Here is an 18078-nt window from a genome sequence, read left to right as displayed (position 1 = left end):
AAACTAGGCCTTTTAGTAGTTCTAATGAATTAAAATTAGAACTTAACGTTTACGCCAGCGAATAAACGACGACCTAACGTATCAAACGTGTACGGGTCAGTGTTTGAATCGTTATTACCTGAGTAATACGGTGGCTCTTTATCAAATAAGTTATTAACACCTGCAGACAATGTCACTGTATCATTAATTAAGTAAGATCCACTAATGTCATGGTACACAACTGAAGGCGTTGAAGGTGCATAACATGTCTCACCATCAATACATGCGAAGCTATCTAGGCCAGCAATGTAGCGTGCTTCATAAGTTGCATCCCAGTTATCTCCTTTAACTGTTAAGTTAAAGTTTGATTTGATATCTGCGTAACTACCAGCGCCACCCGTAATGTAACCAGCGTAATCTACAACAGCACCCGTATCAACAACGTATTCATCTAAATATGTTGTATCAAGGCCAGCTCTCCAGCTTAAGCCTAATGCATCAAATGAATACTTCAGATTTAAGTCAATGCCAGATGTTTTTTCAGAACCAATATTACGAAGCTGATTATTGAAAACAATTCGACCATCAGCTTGTAAAATTGCACCTGTGCTTGCACAAAGTTCGTTTGAACTGCTGTTTGAATTACCAATACATTGATCAACAACGAATTGGTTGTTGTATGTTGAAATAGCATTTTCGATTTCAATGTCGTAGTAATCTACGGTCATTGAGAAACCTTCAAACCATTGTGGTTCGTACACCACACCAAACGTTAAAGTATCAGCTTCTTCTGGTGTTAGATTTTGATTACCGCCCACAGTTACTTCTGCCTGGCTATCAGCACCTGGGTATTTTACTTGCTCATAAGATGGCGCATTACCTGAGTAAAGCTCATCTACCGTTGGAGCACGGAATGCGGTTGAACGTACGCCACGGAACATCAATTCATCATTTGCTTTCCAAGTAAAACCAAGTTTCCATGTTTCATCAGAACCAAAAGTGCTGTAATCAAACGCGCGGATTGCCGCACTTAATTCAACATATTCTGCAAATGGAAGCTCAGATAGTAAGGGTAATGCAAACTCAACATAAGCCTCATTCACATCAAACCCACCACTTGTTGGATCTACACGTGGATCGTTACCTAGACCTTGAGCAGCAATTGAATCAGGATTATACCATGCCTTTTCTTGGCGACGCTCTACACCCGCTGCAAATGCAGCATAACCTGCAGGTAGCTCAAACATTTCACCAGATAATGAAGCTGCCAAAATAAATAACTGGCTTCCACCTGAGTTTTGCTCTGTGTATATATAATCTTGAATGTTTTCTTGTGACCAAGATGCCTCATTTAAAGGCTTAAATGTACCTGCAGCTAAGTCTTCTGTGATTGCAGAAACGTTGTGCAGATTACTCATTTTATCAACAGAATCATTGCGACCAAAGTTTGCTGATGCATCCCATGAATAATCACCAATAATACCTTCAGCACCCACAACAACACGAACAGTATCAACTGTTTGCGATAAGTCACGAGTACCACTTTCAGCCATGCGACGACGGTAGCTTATTTCATCACCATAGGCGTAATTAGTCGGTGTTGTAACGTAATTATCATTAGCATCTTTTACAAATGCACCGTTAACGACTTGTCGCTTATCATAAGTTTGTGACAGTAAGCTGTCACCCATATCTTCGGTATATTTAAAGCCAAAGTTGATAGGCTGTGGTGCTAACTTTTGCTCTGACCAGCGCTTAGTATAGGTAAACTCGCTGAAAAGCATTGTGTCATCATTTAGTTCATAATTACCTAAACCTGTGATGTTTAAGCGTTCCATAGGTGTGTATAGGTAGCTTTTAGACGCATAATTGTATGCATCGTTTTCATCGGTATAGCGGTGTAAGTTACCGCCAAGGCCACTTAAACCAGCATCGTCAGCAACACCCTGCTTCTCGATTTCACCTTTATCGTTGATGATATTAGCTGTATTAACATTGTAAATATGGCCGCCTTCGCTGAATGAAGAACCGCCACAGAAAAGTCCATTTTCGCCTTCAAATAAAGGACATGATGAGAAACCACGATCACCTTGACTTGCTTCACCACGATCAGTGTATTGAATACCAAAAACCATATTACCTTTGTCAAATGTTGTACCTAAGGTAAAGTCGATTGATGTTTCTGACGCATCATGTTTTGAAGTCATGGCTGTGTTGACGTTTAAATCTAAACCTTCAAAGTCATTTTTAAGGATAATATTTACAACACCCGCTACAGCATCTGTGCCGTATACAGCAGAAGCACCGTCTTTAAGTACTTCAATTTGTTTGATCATTGATACTGGAATAGTATTTAAATCAACCGTTGAAGCCGCACCAGTACCTGAATTGATCATACGACGACCATTAACAAGTACTAAAGTACGCTGTGAACCTAAACCACGTAAATCTATAGATGCACCACCGCCAGAGCCATTATTAACGCCAGGGTTTGTCATTGCACCACCCGTAGCCGTCATTTGTTGTAATACGCTATCTACAGATGTTGCACCTGATGCTTTAATTTCATCGGCACCGATAAGTGTAACTGGGCTAGCAGTTTCCATATCTGAACGCTTAATACGAGAACCCGTTACTTGAATTTTTTCAATTGACTTTGCTGCTTCGTCTGCAGCTAAAACCTGAACACTTGAGAACATTGGGATCGCTGCAATTACAGCTAAACCAAGAGTTGATTTTTTCATGGATGAACCCTACTTGTTGAAAATTTACCTAAATTGGTAATGCTCACTTTTATGAGAATTTTGAGTGAGCGGGAGCAACTTAGGCGTCTTTAACTGAATGAAAACTTAACGAACGATCACTATGCAATCAATGAAAATTAAGACGTCCCACGAAAGGAACAAAGGTTACAGTATGTTTCATTGTTAATTAATAAAAACAGTTAAAAATCATAAACTAAAGACCAAGCAATCACATAAAAAACACAGCTGAAATCAAATGAGTAGAGTTTGTAATCAAATGTAATTATCACAATAATGTGCCCTAAACAGGAAAATTAACATGTTAATCACAGCTCGTTATTAAAACGGTAAAACTAGGTGTTAATTCCTAACCATATTTATGCAAGTAGATTGTTTATTTAGTCTGAATTTTTTTGTTATAAGTTTTAATCATGCAAATTTTATGTGTATTGAAGGTTTCAGACGGGCTGCCAATTAAACTAAAAACGGCTATCAAAGTGGGTCCATTAGATAAATCTACATATAAATGATATAGGTGCTTTATTGCACGTATGAGCACAATTGAATAAGTAAGCCAAGCAGAGCTTAAGTTATAAACTTGGAAGGTAAATGGGTATGTAAAAGCTTTATTAAGAATGGTTATTTTATCAGATGTACTTTAATTGCAAATAACTATTAAATGTGAGGCATTTGGCTTTGCCGCTATAATTTTACGGGAATGGCGCAGTTAAAAACAACGCCTGAGTAGAAAGCCTTTAATAGGTAACGTTAAAAAAATATTCAACATTTTCACTTATGCCAGTGTTTGTATCGACAGTAGTAAGAATAAGCTTCCACACCATGTTTTTTTCTGAGCAAATCCCTACCATAGTATTAGCTACCCAAACGCTGCCCTGATTTTTAAATTGTACGGGAATGTAACCCATATACATGCTAACGCCTTCTAATTTAGCTGCAGTTATTGTTACACCAGTCGGTAACTGAGTGTAAATTGAAAACGGTGTCTCTGGTGATAGGGTTTCTTCGCTTAGCCAAACTTTAACTTGATTTGGAAAAATACACGGGTTGTTATTTTTACACTCTGTTTGTGATTGATTTACTTTTGGTGTTGATGTTGATCCAGAAAAGTCACAACCTAGTAAGAATAGTAGAAAAGAAAGTAAACATACTCTATATATATACATGCAGGTTCTCAAAGTATCTAATGTATTAGCCCAACATTTGGGCACGTTGGTTGATTATCGGCTTTAATGGGCAAGTAAGGTACAAATCACCTCAAAAAATAGACAGCAAGTTAATAAAGTTTGATTGATGTCATATTATTACGCAATTGACCTATCTTTTTAAGGCCAAAAAATTTATCATTTCAACCGCAAAAAAAACAAGTATTTCTTGAGATTATTATCTTTAACAACCACATATTGTGGGTTTTAGATAGTATACTTTGGAATAATAGTAGGTCCTACTTTTACAAGTAGGTAATTCATTTCTAAACGCATTTATTGCAGCGGAAGCCAGAAAATGAGCCAAACAGTAGCATCACAAACTGAGTACAATTATAAAGTTGTACGCCAATTCGCTATTATGACAGTGATTTGGGGCATCGTTGGCATGGGTATTGGGGTTCTGATAGCTGCCCAATTAGCTTGGCCAGCTCTTAACTTTGACACACCATGGTTAACTTACTCTCGACTTCGTCCGTTACACACGAACGCAGTAATTTTCGCATTTGGTACAAGTGCACTTTTTGCGACGTCTTATTACGTCGTACAACGTACATGTCAAACGCGCCTTCTTTCAGACAAATTAGCCGCCTTTACCTTTTGGGGTTGGCAGTTAGTTATTGTTCTAGCAGCAATTACTCTACCTATGGGTATTTCAAGTTCTAAAGAGTATGCAGAACTTGAGTGGCCAATCGATATCTTAATTGCTGTTGTTTGGGTAACTTACGCTATTGTATTTATGGGCACTATTGCAAAACGCAAAGTAGCGCATATTTATGTAGCTAACTGGTTCTATGCTGGTTTCATTATTACCGTTGCTGTTCTACATATTGTTAACAGCATGGCAGTCCCAGTCTCATTGACTAAATCATATTCAATCTATGCAGGTGCCGTAGATGCAATGGTTCAGTGGTGGTATGGCCACAACGCAGTAGGCTTCCTTCTAACTGCGGGTTTCTTGGGTATGATGTATTACTTTGTACCAAAGCAAGCGGGTCGCCCTGTTTATTCATACCGTTTGTCGGTTGTTCACTTTTGGGCACTTATCTCTCTTTACATTTGGGCAGGTCCTCACCACCTTCACTACACTGCGCTTCCTGATTGGACGCAAAGCTTAGGTATGGTGATGTCTATTATCTTATTCGTACCGTCTTGGGGTGGTATGATCAACGGTATTATGACGCTCTCAGGTGCATGGCATAAGCTACGTACTGACCCTGTTTTACGTTTCTTAGTGGTTTCATTGTCTTTCTACGGTATGTCGACGTTTGAAGGCCCGATGATGGCAATTAAATCTGTTAATGCGTTATCGCACTACACAGATTGGACTGTAGGTCACGTTCACTCAGGTGCATTAGGTTGGGTTGCGATGATTTCTATCGGTGCTATTTACCACCTTATCCCTGCGTTATTCTCGCAAGGTCGTATGTACAGCATTAAATTAATCAATACACACTTCTGGTTACACACAGTGGGTGTTGTTTTATACATTGTTGCAATGTGGATTTCAGGTGTAATGCAAGGTCTAATGTGGCGTGCAGTTAACTCTGACGGTACATTAATGTACAGCTTTGTACAGTCGTTAGAAGCCTCTCATCCTTTCTATGTTATGCGTTTCTTAGGCGGTGTATTCATCGTTACAGGTATGCTGGTTATGGCTTATAACGTTTATCGTACAGTTTCAGCGAAAAATAACTCGTTAGAACTTGATGAACAAGCGCAGTTAGCATAACGGAGTTAGATAATGAGCAATAAAAATTCACAAAACAAACACGAAATTATCGAGAAAAACATTGGCCTCATGGCCATCTTGACTGTTTTCGCAATCAGCTTCGGTGCATTAGTAGAAATTACGCCGCTAATGTTCCAAGACGATACAACCAAGCCAGTGGATGGGTTACGCCCGTTAAACGCACTAGAGTTTGAAGGTCGCGACATTTATGTACGTGAAGGTTGTGCTAACTGTCACTCTCAAATGATCCGTCCATTTCGTGATGAAGTTGAGCGTTACGGTCACTACTCTGTAGCAGGCGAGTCAGTATGGGATCACCCTTTCCTTTGGGGTTCTAAACGTACTGGCCCTGACTTAGCACGAGTAGGTAAACGTTACTCAGATGATTGGCATTATGCGCACTTAATGGATCCACGTGCCGTGGTTCCTGAGTCTAATATGCCAGGTTTCCCTTGGTTAGCAGAGAACACGCTTGATACAAGTCTGACTCTGAAAAAACTACAAATTTTCCGTGACACGTTTGCTATTAATCCAGAAAACCCAAAACACCCGGGTCTAGGTTATGGCAGTGACGAGGAATTAATCGCTGACATTGCTAAGGTTGATGCAATGAATGACGGTAAAGGTGCAACAGAAATGCAAGCCCTTATCGCTTATTTGCAACAACTTGGCACACATTTGAAGTAGATTATTATGGACTACGGGACATACAGAGGCATTTTGACTCTGGTAATTTTAGTATTATTTATTGTGATTGTTGGATGGGCATATAGCAAGCGTAGTAAAAGTCGTTTTAAAGACGCTGCTAATGTCATATTTGAAGATGAAAAAAAACACAACAATACACTCTCTAACGAGGAAAAGGGGTCTGAGAAATGACTAGCTTTTGGAGTATATGGGTTATTGTATTAACCCTTGCATGCTTAATCATTATCTTTGGTCTACTAGTTTGGAACTTAAAAAACTATGTAGGTGTAAAAGAAGGTGAAAGCTGTGGACATGAGTTTGACGGCATTCAAGAATTAAACAATCCACTACCGAAATGGTGGACTTACATGTTCTTCGCAACGTTTGTGTGGTCTGTTTATTACTTAGCAGCCTACCCAGGTTTAGGTAATTGGGAAGGTTTAGCAAAATGGACAAGCTCAAACCAAGGTATTACCTCTTTAACTGAATCGAAAGAAGCAGTCATTGAAGCGAAAGAAGATGGCCGTTTTGTAAAGCTAGATGCTGAATACCGCGCTGCTGAAGAACGTTTTGGTCCTATTTTTAATGAATTGGCTCAAATACCTGTTCTAGATTTAGTAGAGTCTAAATTTGCTGGTGATGCAGCACAGCAAGTTGCGCTAGAAAACGGCACTAAACATGAGCAAACTCAAGGTCAACTCGCAGTTGAAATTGGTCAACGTTTGTTCTCACAAAACTGTGCACAATGTCATGGCTCTGATGCTCGTGGTGGTACTGGCTTCCCTAACCTTACTGACAACGATTGGTTGTACGGTGGTTCTCCTGACAAGATCAGAGAAACATTACTTTTAGGTCGTGTTGCAGCAATGCCACCTTGGGGTGATGCATTAGGTGAGCAAGGCGTGAAAGAAATGACGGCTTACGTACTTAGCCTATCTGGTCGTACTGTTAACCAAAAAGATGCCGATGCAGGTAAAGCAAAATTTGCTATGTGTGCTGCGTGTCATGGTCCAGATGGTAAAGGTTCAGTTGCCCATAACCTACCGTTTGGTGCACCAAACTTAACTGATAACATTTGGTTATACGGTGGTTCTCAACGCGCTGTTGAAGAAACACTTAACCATGGCCGTGCTGGTGTAATGCCTGCATGGAAAGAGATTTTAGGCGAAGATAAAATTCACCTATTAACTGCTTACGTTTACAGCTTATCGCAAGATAAATAACGATAAAGTTAACAAAACGTTTCAGTTTTAATCTTTTTATTTCAGTAGATTAATTCAGATCAAAAAAGCCTCCACTCGGAGGCTTTTTTTTAGTCTTTTCATTCTATTTATTATAATATAGTCGCACATTAATTAATTTTAGAGCGACTATGCAACCGACTCCGTGGTATAAAAATTTTTGGCCTTGGTTTTTAATCTTCTTTCCTTTAGCTGCAATTATTGGCTGCATTAGTTTATTTATTACAGCCATTGGTAACGGCCCAGATATGGTTGTAGATGATTACTATAAAAAAGGCAAAGCAATCAACTTAGAACTCGTTAAGTTTGATAAAGCAAAAGCGTTGTATTTACATGGCGACCTAAATGTATCAGATGAGCGTGTAAGCTTTAAATTTACCAAAGGCGATACCAGTAATATACACGCATTAAGATTGTCGTTTTTTCACCGTACTATAAAAGCGCACGATTTTGAGGCCACTCTCACCCCCAATGCTAATCAAGAGTTCACTGCATTATTAGAAAGCTATACACCAGGCGCATATTCGGTGTTTATTGAACCCGTTGATAACAGTTGGAAAATGAAAGAAAACGTTAGTTTACCAACCACCGCCACCGTTTTAGTGACTCCTAACTATAAGTAGTATTTAGTATGTCTAAAAATTGCTTTCATTGTCTTGAAAGTGTCCCTGCTGGATTTAGCGCACATGTTGTTATAGACAATACCGCTGAGCCAATGTGTTGCATTGGCTGCCAAGCTGTTGCACAAAATATCATTGACCAAGGGATGACCGACTACTACAAATATCGCACTGTTAGTGCCGGTAAAGTAGAGCAACTCGTCCCTGAACAACTCGCTTTTATTAAAAGCTATGACAATGAAGATATTCAAGATGGGTTTATCAGTACGCATAACGACAACTCTGAGGTGCTTCTCAGTGTTGAGGGCATTACCTGCGCCGCCTGTGCCTGGCTTATTGAAAAGCAATTACTTAACCTTAAATCGGTAAAGCGCGTTGATGTAAACACCTCAACTAATCGCGCTATGATCCAATGGGATAAAAGCGCAACCCCTTTAAGTGAGCTAATCACCTCACTGGCTGAAATAGGCTACAAAGCCTATCCATTCCAATCAGATTTAGAAGCCCAGCAAAAACAACAAACAGCTAAAGCCTATATTCGCCGCCTCGGCGTGGCAGGCTTAATGACCATGCAAGTGATGATGTTTGCCTTTGCTATGTACTTTGGTATGTTCTCTGGGATGGACAGCAACTTTGAACAGTACTTTAGATGGATCAGCTTGATCCTTGCAACGCCCGTAATTTTATACAGCGCCCTGCCCTTTTTAAGTAATGCAATTAACGGCTTAAAAGCAAAACAACTGAATATGGATTTACCGGTATCATTGGCGATTTTTGGTGCCTATGGTGCAAGCTGTTACGCCACCGTAATGGAAGTCGGTGAAGTTTACTTTGAATCTATTTGTATGTTTACCTTTTTACTCTTATTAGGTAAATACTTAGAATTTAGAGCGCGCTTAAAGGCCAGTGAATTTACAGCCAACTTACAGAAGCTACTGCCACTGACTGCCCGTACACTCGATGAAAACGGCAAAGAGCACATAATTGCCGCTAAAAAGCTCAAGCTTAACGATATCGTTTTAATAAAAGCAGGCGAAACTATCCCTGCCGATGGCATCTTAGTCAAAGGCAGCACCAGTGTTGATGAGTCTATGATGACTGGTGAACATCAGCCAGTACGAAAGTATATTAATCATAACGTGTATGCGGGCACGGTTAATCATGATGGTATTATTGAAATAAAAATCAATAAGCTGGGCCAAAATACCCTGCTTAATCAAATTATTCGCCTGCAACATAATGCCCTAACAAAACGCCCACGGTTAGTAGAAATTACCGACAAAGTCGCGCAGTGGTTTGTTGCCGTATTACTGGTATTTGCCTCTCTAACCGCCATTGGCTGGTATCAAATTGACCCTGATGTCGCTTTTTGGATCACTATATCGGTGTTAGTGGCCACCTGCCCGTGCGCATTAAGTTTAGCTATTCCAACCGCGTTAACGTGTGCTGTGGCTACCTTAACTCGTAAAGGTATATTAATTAAGCAAGCACATGTGCTCGAAACACTCTCAAAACTTACTTTAGTTGCTTTTGATAAAACCGGTACGCTTACGCAAGGTAAATTTAGCCTCGACGTTGTTGACATACTTGATGGTAAGTACAGCAAAGAGCAAATTCTTGATATTGCAGCACAGCTTGAGAGCTATTCTGAGCACCCTATTGCTAGCGCCTTTAAAGAGTTTAAAGGTCAGCGTAAATTTGACGATGTACAGCTCCATCCAGGGGTTGGGATCAGCGCTCAATACGATAATACGCACTACGCCATTGGTAAAAGTGGCTGGTTTGATACCAAAAAAACCAATGCGCAAGCTACCCTTTACATAAACAAGCAACCCGTTGCACGCTTTTACTTTGTTGATAAAGTAAAAACAGATGCCGATAAACTCATTAACTCGTTAAAGGCTGCCAATCTAAGTTGTCATATGCTAACAGGTGACGCCTCAGATGCCGGTGCCAAGGTGGCAAAAAAATTAAAGCTTGATTCAGTACAAGCCAGTTGTAGTCCCAAAGATAAACAAGACGCCGTTGATCATTGGTCAACTCAAGGTGAAGTTGTTGCTATGGTTGGCGATGGCGTAAACGACAGCCCAGTCTTTGCCAGCGCTCACTTATCAATCGCCATGGAAACAGGAGCTGATATCTCTAAAAACAGTGCCGATGTTGTGCTGCTTAACAGTGATTTAGCCTCTATTGATCATTTGTTGACGATTGCTAAGCAAACACGGCGTATAATTAAGCAAAACCTAGCGCTTTCTTTATTATATAATGGCTCTATATTACCGCTTGCTGCTATGGGTTTAGTTGCGCCTTGGATGGCGGTAATTGGTATGTCTGCCAGCTCTATTATTGTGATATGTAATTCACTAAGGCTATTAAAGTTATGAGCATAATTTATATTTTAGTTCCTATCGCTATCTTGTTTGTACTAATTGCCATTGGCGTGTTTTTTTGGGCAGTAAAAGGCGAGCAATTCTCTGATTTAAACAAGCAAGGCCACAGTATTTTGTTTGAAGACGATAAAGAGCAACATAATAAAAGTAATGATTGATCCAATTTTTGTTAGCGCTTTTTTAATGGGGTTGATTGGCAGTGGCCATTGCATTGCTATGTGCGGCGGCATTGCCAGCTCATTACAATTAGCCAGTAACAAGCGCCAAACTTGGTTGTATTCTCTAGCCTATAATAGCGGCAGAGCGCTAAGTTATATGCTTGCTGGTGCCCTTGTTGCCGGTATTAGTAGTCAATTTGCCACACAAAACTCGGCCTTTGCACTGTTTTTATCATTTTTAGCGGGCATGTTTATGTTACTGGTCGGCGTTTATATCATGCGCTTAGCCGCGACATTACAATGGCTCGAAAAACTCGGCAAAACCCTCATTTGGCAGCACTTAATTAAACTTAATAAATATTTAATGCCCATTGATTCCCCATTAAAAGCGCTTGGTTATGGCGCACTATGGGGCTGGTTACCGTGCGGCTTAGTATATTCTGCGCTCACATGGGCGATGACCAGTGGCACTGCCATAAATGGTGCTCTGGTTATGCTGGCATTTGCCCTAGGGACGTTCCCTGCCATGATCACCTTAGGTGTGGCTGCACAAAAGCTCAATACGCTTTTTAATCACCCTTGGACGCGAATAATATTAGGCAGTGTTATCATTTGGTATGGTATCTACCTTCTGATCATTGCAACAGACAAGCTAGTGCATTAACATTGGTAAATGTTGTGCATAGAAATTTAACGGATTGAACTTATGGATTTTTCTCAAAGTCGTGCTAAAGGTAATTGTGCCATTAGCTGTAATAACTGCAGTATTAGCCAGTTATGTTTACCATTTTCTTTAAATGGCCAAGAAATGGATAAACTTGATGAGATCATTGAGCGAAAAAAACCATTACACAAGGGTGACTACTTATTTGAGTCGGGCGCACCTTTAAATGCAATTTATGCAGTTCGTTCGGGGTCGTTTAAATCGTATACCTTGTCAGAGCAAGGCGATGAACAAATTACAGGCTTTCATTTAGCGGGTGACCTTGTTGGCTTTGACGCCATCAATAAAATGCAACATCAAAGTTTTTCTCAAGCACTAGAAACCTCAATGGTATGTGAAATTCCCTTTGAAACTCTTGACGAACTAGCCGGTAAACTGCCTAAATTGCGCCAACAAATAATGCGTTTAATGAGTAGTGAAATAACCTACGATCAGGAAATGCTATTATTACTGAATAAAAAGTCAGCTGAAGAACGTCTTGCTAGCTTTATTTATAACTTATCAGAGCGTTTTGGTGAGCGTGGTTTTTCACGAAAAGAATTTAGATTTACTATGACTCGCGGCGAAATTGGTAACTACTTAGGTTTAACCGTAGAAACTATCAGCCGTTTATTAAGCCGTTTTCAAAAAGCCGACTTAATTAAAGTAGAAGGTAAATTTATTACTATTTTAGATAATGACGCTTTAGCCAAAACGGCTGCGATTGTTAAGCCTCGTTAATAATCATTTCTCATTTTAAAATTAATCCTACCCTGAATTGGAGCGTAATTATTGCAATTATGCTCTATCTCTACTAACACTTTGAGTAGAGGTATTAACCATTCACTTTTAAGAGTCGATGAATGAATTGTCTGGCTCATTTTTTAATATAAAAGCAACTACGTCCTATTAAACTCTTACATAGAAGGACAATCTTATGCCTAAATCTTTATTTCTATTTATCGCTCTTTCTTTAAGTATTTTATTTAGTAGCCAAGCATCGAGCTCAATGATCCCCGATGACGGCATTGATGACTCAGAAGCACTAAAAGACTTGATTTTAAACACTGCAGAAAATTCTGAGCTTAAAATAGACAAGCCAGGAGTTTATGACATCTGCTCAGCTATTATTGTTAGAAATCTTAACAATATTGTTATTACAGCTAATACTGGCGTTATACTAAAAAAGTGTGACCAATTTGAAGGAGAGTATATTTTATCCTTTTATAATTCACGCTTCATAGAAATTAATGGTTTTATTTTTAGAGGGTTAACCACAGACAAAATTAATTATGTTTGGGGTGAGCAAGGTATCCTTTTTGCCGGCTCCGAAGATATTTCAATTAAACATAATCAATTTTTTGATTTTGGCGATGCGGCTATAAGAGCAACGTCCTCAAAGCGTTCATCATATAATGCCCCTATCAACTCTTTCAGAGTAAAAATTAGTAATAATTATTTTAATAATGTTACCCAAGTGACCACAACTCACCCATGGAGTGGAAACTATGGTGGTACACATGATATTACTGTTGAAAGCAATGTATTTGAAGGTCTGAAAGGTTCCTTAAAACTAGCCACTAGAAAACCTGTTTCTAAAGCTTTAATAAAATATAATACCTTTAAAAAAACTAAAGGCACTGCAATTGAGCTGACCTATTACTCGGATGTTAAAATAATTGCTAACACTTTTATAGACAGTGATAAGTTTATCCTCAATGCTTACCCAAATAAACCAAGGAGTGTGACCGAGCCTTTTAATTGGGGAAATATTTATTTTACTCACAACACCGTTTTACGTGCTAAAGGGGGAATTAGAATACTTTCTGATGTGCCTGATGAGCTCATCGACGATATTTTTATAAGAGGCATTCATATCAATAACAACCATTTTATTGATATTGATATGACTGTTTATCCTGAAAAGAAATACTGGGATCTTATTAATTTATTTACTCGAGACGGAAAAAGTTATCTATTTTCTACAATCAAAGATAATGTTTATAACTTACTACCTGAAGTAGACTTTGTGAAAAAAACGAGTGGATTCACTGTGGAAGACAACACTTTAATAAAGCCTGAAAATAATTAAATTTTGTAAAGCTCTACACACGTTCATGCAGGATAAGGGTTTCAAAATTAGAGAAGCTTTATTTCTTGATATAGAACAAGAATATTAGTGCTACCCCTTTAACTGTTGTGTATTTGCGTTACACTCAAGGTATAACTGTTAAGTGAATGGAGTAGCACAATGGAAACGATTAAACGTATTATCGCGGTTATTGACCCAACTAAAGACGATCAAAATGCCCTCGCGCGTTCAATAGATTTAGCCAAAAAATCAGGGGCTAGCATTACCGCCTTTATGACGGTGTACGATTTCTCTTACGAAATGACTACTATGCTCTCTGGTGATGAACGTGAAGCAATGCGTAAAGCGGTGTTAAAAGATCGCGAACTATGGTTAAAAGATCTTGTCTCTCCTTATCAAAACATTAATATTAATACCCAAGTCATTTGGCATAACCGCCCTTACGAAGCCATTATTAATACCGTTATTAATGATAAATATGACCTAGTGATCAAAGGTACTCATCAGCATGGTGCGCTTAAAGCGGTTATTTTCACGCCAACAGACTGGCACTTAGTCAGAAAATGCCCAACCCCTGTATTATTTGTAAAAGATATGGCGTGGCCAGCACATGGGAATATTTTAGCGGCTGTTAATGCAGTCAGTGAAAACGCTCAGCACCTGTCACTTAATAAACGCATAATTAAAGATGCACAATTTTTATGTGAACTGGCTAATGCTAAACTTAACTTAGTCAATGCATACCCTGCTACACCGGTTAATATAGCCATAGAGATCCCTGAGTTTAACCCAGGGTTATATAACGAATCAGTTAAAAAACATCATATTGAATCAACCAATGAACTCGCTAATGAGTTTAACCTAACCTCTGATCAATGCTTTATTGAAGAGGGATTGCCAGAAGATGTGATACCGGATGTTGCAAAACGCTTAAACAGCGAATTAGTGGTTATTGGCACTGTGGGACGGACTGGCTTAAGCGCTGCCTTAGTAGGCAACACTGCTGAGCATGTTATTGACAGCCTTGATTGTGATGTACTTGCACTTAAACCTGATGGGTACGTAAGCCCGCTTGCAGAAAGTTAGCGTTTGCAGTAGCTCCCATATTACATATGGCATATAATACGCCCCTTTATTTTTAGCAATTAATTTTGCCGTACTATTTACAAGGGGGCGTAGTGTCTCATTCTGCTCAAGCCAAAGCTCAATACAACTTAAATAAGCTTCAAAAGCGTTTACGCCGCCTCACAGGTCAAGCTGTCATGGACTTTAACATGATTGAAGAAGGTGACCGTATTATGGTGTGCTTATCGGGTGGCAAAGACAGTTACACTATGCTCGACATGTTGCAACATTTACAACGTGTTGCACCTATCAAGTTTGATTTATTTGCAGTAAATCTCGACCAAAAACAACCTGGTTTTCCTGAGCATGTGCTTCCTGAGTATCTTGATAATTTAAATATTGAATACAAAATTGTAGAAGAAGATACCTACAGTATTGTTACTGATATTATTCCTGAGGGTAAAACAACCTGCTCGCTTTGCTCTCGCTTGCGCCGTGGTATTTTATATCGCACGGCTAAAGAGTTAGGTGCGACTAAAATTGCACTGGGTCATCACCGCGATGATATGATAGAAACCTTGTTTTTAAATATGTTTTATGGCGGAAAACTAAAAAGTATGCCGGCTAAACTAATGAGCGATAACGGTGAGCATATGGTTATTCGCCCACTGGCATATTGTAAAGAAGCCGATATAAGCAAATATGCGTTCAGCCAAGGCTACCCTATTATTCCGTGTAATTTATGTGGCTCACAAGAAAACTTACAGCGTAAACACACTAAAAATATGCTGGAGCAATGGAATAAAGAGCACCCGGGCCGTATAGAGAGTATTTTCACCGCCATGCAAAACGTTGTGCCTTCACACTTAGCTGATAATCAATTATTTGATTTTACCAACTTGCAAACGGGTGACGTTATTGATGGGGGCGATATCGCGCTCGATAAACCAGATATTCCAAAAGTGCCAGTTAATCATGAACAAGATGAAACAAACCAAGCCGACGTGGTTACCATTAATTTAAGTTAATTTTTAAGGGTTTGCAGTAATGCAAACCCTTCACTTTGTTCTATGCTGCTACTGACCAGCAGCTAATCCTTGTAAAAACTCTAAACTCTGCATTTCTTGTTTGTTTGCCTGATAAGGCAACTGTTGTAAGCTGTCGTAAGCAAAATCATCAATAGTAAACTCGCTAATTTCACTTTCACCAAAACTGTTAAGCTCACCTGGGCTTGGCGACATACGTTCAATAACAAAGTCCCTCAACCGTAAGTCATTCGTTTGCTTGGGCAAAACAGACCAATGCGCTTTAAAGTCAATTTGCTGACTGCCCTCATTTAAACGTGCTTTAGCAACTAAATGTGCCAATGGCGAGGTGCCACTGTATAAGTTAGCTCTTAAACGGTATAAGCCACTTTTTATAACTGTTAAATTAGCAGGCACTATCATATTATCATTACGTGGATACGCGTTATCAAAGCTAGTTAGCGTTGCACTAGGCGGCATATAGTGTATTTGTGCCACCACAGGAACTATTTTACCCGCGATATCTGCTTCAACTAATAATTGTAAATTACGTGGATAGTCTTCTTCACCTTTAAATATCATTGCCAGCTCATTTTGACGAGCCACACCGCTTTGCGTTTTTAGCGACTTTTTGGTGTCTGTATTACTGAGTGTCACTACCGCCTTACCTAAATTTGGGGCGCTTACGGTTAGCTCTATAGCTTGTGGATACACATACCGATATTGAGACAAGCTCACTGTTAACTCCCCTCCTTGCTCACCCACTGGGCTGCTAACAGGAAAGAACTGATTTGGCTTAAGTCTGTCCTCATCATATACCGTTAATGGTTGTGAATAAGGCGGAAACGCCAAACTTTTCTGATACTGATCAGCAACCACAGAGGCGGCTTTGGCTAAGTCTTCATCAAATGCTGACTGAGTTACTGAGCTGGTTTTTGTTGTTACCTTTGTCACAGGTTGGCTTAGCGTGCGCTGCTGAGCAGGAGGTGTCGATATCGGCTTTTTATCATTAAGAGGGGCTTGTTTTAGGGGGTAACTTGCATGACCCTCATCAATTAAAAACCACATAATTAGGCCCAAGCTGATAGCAAAGCCAATCACGTAGGACTTTTTCATCGGTTAGTTATCCTATATAAAACGTGTAGTACGTATACTACACGATGTTTTAAGTATGCTTATATCACGGGATCACATTATATATAAGTGCCGATGCACTCAAATTATCTGAGTCTTTTACATAACGATATTGTTTCTTCCAAAACCAACTACCTGTGGTTTCATCTACGGTTTCAAACCCTAGCGTGTCGCCAGCTACCGTAATGTTATTCATCGCAATCGTTACATTTCCTTGGCGCTGCGCTTGTTGAATCTCGTTATGACTATAACTGTTAGTCATCATTAATGGATAATGATATGGCATAAAACTATTAACAGCATCACCTTGCGATTTTAAACGCCCATTAGTGTCAATATTGGTGCTACAGCTACCAAATGAGTTTACAGAGCTTGCACCACATGATGAGTGAGTAGCCACTACCGAGTCGTCATTACCGCGTAAAAATCCAGCCGTTAAACCTAAGTAAGCATTACCATCGGCTACAAAACGTAAACGAGGTGTGCGTGCATCAGGTAATGGCGCAATTCTGCGTGCATTATTTACTTTTAAATCGTGCAATACGCCTACCGCCTCATTAACTTCACTGCCTAACCACCACGTTAGCGCGGCATCTACAGCAAAATTCCACGATGCGCCTGTTAATGTACTCACCGCTAAGTCGGCCAATTCACTGCCGCCACCAGCACCCGCTAAATCAAAGGTGGCAATAATATTAAGCGGCTGTAATCCGGCATTTTCAAGCCAGTTTTCTTGGTTATCTATAATATATCGGGCAACTAAGTCACCGGTTGAATGAGTCACAAATACACAGCCTGGCTCGCATAGATTTGAGCGAGAAATTTGCTGTAGTTTAGGCCATACCCAATCGGTGGTGATTTTTCCTTCTATTCGTTCATATGCAGGCCAATCGATGCGCTCATCTGCGCGGTTCACCCAATAAGACTGCCAATAGCTTTGTCCATTGTTTACCACATCACTGGCTGCTCTATTGGTAAGTTGTGATACCTGCAAACCATGAATTAAAATTACCTTATACTCTTTACTGAGCGCAGAAAAACTCATCAGCAGGCTTAATGCTGCTGCAAATAAAGAGACGCGTTTAAATATGTGTGTGTTGTTCATATTAATCCTTAACTGATTCAATATTTTTATTATGCTTAGCTTGTTACACGCTGTTGTCGGTGCATGGTAAAAGCAACGCATTGACCAGTATTGGGAACAAAGTTAAAAAATGCAACATTTTGTTATCATTTTCACTGTTAAGGCTAAATATCTGCGTTAAAATACGACAAAAGCGCTAAA

The 18078-nt window shown here is 39.5% G+C and carries 16 protein-coding genes; 12 read left to right on the top strand and 4 right to left on the bottom strand.

Annotation, left to right across the window (positions count from 1 at the left end; genetic code table 11):
* Positions 1–35: 35 nt before the first annotated feature.
* Together QL986_RS09340 and QL986_RS09335 are read right to left on the bottom strand one after the other, a co-directional pair.
* The gene (locus QL986_RS09340; protein WP_013464672.1) at positions 36–2723 is read right to left on the bottom strand and encodes a TonB-dependent receptor; all 2688 of its coding nucleotides are present in this window, start codon (positions 2721–2723) and stop codon (positions 36–38) included.
* Between the two features lie 755 nt (positions 2724–3478).
* A complete protein-coding gene (locus QL986_RS09335; RefSeq protein WP_013464671.1) occupies positions 3479–3907 on the bottom strand; it encodes a hypothetical protein in 429 nt (142 codons plus the stop codon).
* Positions 3908–4244: 337 nt separating this feature from the next.
* On the opposite strand from QL986_RS09335, the gene ccoN reads away from it, so the two are divergent.
* The 12 genes from ccoN to ttcA all read left to right on the top strand — a co-directional run bounded on the left by ccoN (position 4245) and on the right by ttcA (position 15662).
* Positions 4245–5678, top strand: a complete 1434-nt coding sequence (gene ccoN / locus QL986_RS09330; RefSeq protein WP_013464670.1) for a cytochrome-c oxidase, cbb3-type subunit I — start codon at positions 4245–4247, stop codon at positions 5676–5678.
* A 12-nt stretch (positions 5679–5690) separates the two neighbouring features.
* Positions 5691–6365: a cytochrome-c oxidase, cbb3-type subunit II gene (gene ccoO, locus QL986_RS09325; RefSeq protein ID WP_013464669.1), complete on the top strand. Its 675-nt coding sequence runs from the start codon at positions 5691–5693 to the stop codon at positions 6363–6365.
* Positions 6366–6371: 6 nt separating this feature from the next.
* Positions 6372–6557, top strand: a complete 186-nt coding sequence (locus QL986_RS09320) for a cbb3-type cytochrome c oxidase subunit 3 (RefSeq protein ID WP_010389598.1) — start codon at positions 6372–6374, stop codon at positions 6555–6557.
* Entirely contained in the window at positions 6554–7588 is a 1035-nt protein-coding gene (gene ccoP / locus QL986_RS09315; protein WP_013464668.1) for a cytochrome-c oxidase, cbb3-type subunit III, read from the top strand. The genes QL986_RS09320 and ccoP overlap by 4 nt, the downstream gene beginning before the upstream one ends.
* Before the next feature lie 149 nt (positions 7589–7737).
* Positions 7738–8229, top strand: coding sequence for a FixH family protein (locus QL986_RS09310; RefSeq protein WP_013464667.1), 492 nt, complete (start codon positions 7738–7740; stop codon positions 8227–8229).
* Positions 8230–8237: 8 nt separating this feature from the next.
* Entirely contained in the window at positions 8238–10610 is a 2373-nt protein-coding gene (locus tag QL986_RS09305) for a heavy metal translocating P-type ATPase (RefSeq protein WP_036956214.1), read from the top strand.
* Entirely contained in the window at positions 10607–10774 is a 168-nt protein-coding gene (gene ccoS, locus QL986_RS09300) for a cbb3-type cytochrome oxidase assembly protein CcoS (RefSeq protein ID WP_008109812.1), read from the top strand. The genes QL986_RS09305 and ccoS overlap by 4 nt, the downstream gene beginning before the upstream one ends.
* Positions 10767–11438: a sulfite exporter TauE/SafE family protein gene (locus QL986_RS09295; RefSeq protein ID WP_036956213.1), complete on the top strand. Its 672-nt coding sequence runs from the start codon at positions 10767–10769 to the stop codon at positions 11436–11438. The genes ccoS and QL986_RS09295 overlap by 8 nt, the downstream gene beginning before the upstream one ends.
* A gap of 42 nt (positions 11439–11480) precedes the next feature.
* Entirely contained in the window at positions 11481–12218 is a 738-nt protein-coding gene (locus QL986_RS09290) for an FNR family transcription factor (protein ID WP_013464664.1), read from the top strand.
* A gap of 196 nt (positions 12219–12414) precedes the next feature.
* Positions 12415–13569, top strand: a complete 1155-nt coding sequence (locus QL986_RS09285) for a right-handed parallel beta-helix repeat-containing protein (protein WP_128583524.1) — start codon at positions 12415–12417, stop codon at positions 13567–13569.
* A 159-nt stretch (positions 13570–13728) separates the two neighbouring features.
* Positions 13729–14655, top strand: coding sequence for a universal stress protein UspE (gene uspE, locus QL986_RS09280; protein WP_128583391.1), 927 nt, complete (start codon positions 13729–13731; stop codon positions 14653–14655).
* A 92-nt stretch (positions 14656–14747) separates the two neighbouring features.
* Positions 14748–15662 (top strand): tRNA 2-thiocytidine(32) synthetase TtcA, encoded by a 915-nt coding sequence (gene ttcA, locus QL986_RS09275; protein WP_058154443.1) that lies wholly within the window; start codon positions 14748–14750, stop codon positions 15660–15662.
* Positions 15663–15710: 48 nt separating this feature from the next.
* Here ttcA and QL986_RS09270 read toward each other — a convergent pair whose 3' ends face one another.
* Both QL986_RS09270 and QL986_RS09265 read right to left on the bottom strand, forming a co-directional pair.
* Positions 15711–16775: a hypothetical protein gene (locus tag QL986_RS09270; RefSeq protein ID WP_290191482.1), complete on the bottom strand. Its 1065-nt coding sequence runs from the start codon at positions 16773–16775 to the stop codon at positions 15711–15713.
* Positions 16776–16839: 64 nt separating this feature from the next.
* A complete protein-coding gene (locus QL986_RS09265; protein ID WP_013464659.1) occupies positions 16840–17898 on the bottom strand; it encodes a hypothetical protein in 1059 nt (352 codons plus the stop codon).
* Between the last annotated feature and the right edge of the window lie 180 nt (positions 17899–18078).

Origin of the sequence: Pseudoalteromonas sp. APC 3250 (assembly GCF_030407915.1) — a bacterium.
Classification (GTDB): Bacteria; Pseudomonadota; Gammaproteobacteria; order Enterobacterales; family Alteromonadaceae; genus Pseudoalteromonas; species Pseudoalteromonas tetraodonis.
This window is presented reverse-complemented; position numbering and strand designations above follow the sequence as displayed.

Bases quoted from the DNA above. Each gene is read 5' to 3' on its own strand.
- QL986_RS09340 (WP_013464672.1), bottom strand. From the start codon at position 2,723: ATGAAAAAATCAACTCTTGGTTTAGCTGTAATTGCAGCGATCCCAATG.
- QL986_RS09335 (WP_013464671.1), bottom strand. From the start codon at position 3,907: ATGTATATATATAGAGTATGTTTACTTTCTTTTCTACTATTCTTACTA.
- ccoN (WP_013464670.1), top strand. From the start codon at position 4,245: ATGAGCCAAACAGTAGCATCACAAACTGAGTACAATTATAAAGTTGTA.
- ccoO (WP_013464669.1), top strand. From the start codon at position 5,691: ATGAGCAATAAAAATTCACAAAACAAACACGAAATTATCGAGAAAAAC.
- QL986_RS09320 (WP_010389598.1), top strand. From the start codon at position 6,372: ATGGACTACGGGACATACAGAGGCATTTTGACTCTGGTAATTTTAGTA.
- ccoP (WP_013464668.1), top strand. From the start codon at position 6,554: ATGACTAGCTTTTGGAGTATATGGGTTATTGTATTAACCCTTGCATGC.
- QL986_RS09310 (WP_013464667.1), top strand. From the start codon at position 7,738: ATGCAACCGACTCCGTGGTATAAAAATTTTTGGCCTTGGTTTTTAATC.
- QL986_RS09305 (WP_036956214.1), top strand. From the start codon at position 8,238: ATGTCTAAAAATTGCTTTCATTGTCTTGAAAGTGTCCCTGCTGGATTT.
- ccoS (WP_008109812.1), top strand. From the start codon at position 10,607: ATGAGCATAATTTATATTTTAGTTCCTATCGCTATCTTGTTTGTACTA.
- QL986_RS09295 (WP_036956213.1), top strand. From the start codon at position 10,767: ATGATTGATCCAATTTTTGTTAGCGCTTTTTTAATGGGGTTGATTGGC.
- QL986_RS09290 (WP_013464664.1), top strand. From the start codon at position 11,481: ATGGATTTTTCTCAAAGTCGTGCTAAAGGTAATTGTGCCATTAGCTGT.
- QL986_RS09285 (WP_128583524.1), top strand. From the start codon at position 12,415: ATGCCTAAATCTTTATTTCTATTTATCGCTCTTTCTTTAAGTATTTTA.
- uspE (WP_128583391.1), top strand. From the start codon at position 13,729: ATGGAAACGATTAAACGTATTATCGCGGTTATTGACCCAACTAAAGAC.
- QL986_RS09270 (WP_290191482.1), bottom strand. From the start codon at position 16,775: ATGAAAAAGTCCTACGTGATTGGCTTTGCTATCAGCTTGGGCCTAATT.
- QL986_RS09265 (WP_013464659.1), bottom strand. From the start codon at position 17,898: ATGAACAACACACACATATTTAAACGCGTCTCTTTATTTGCAGCAGCA.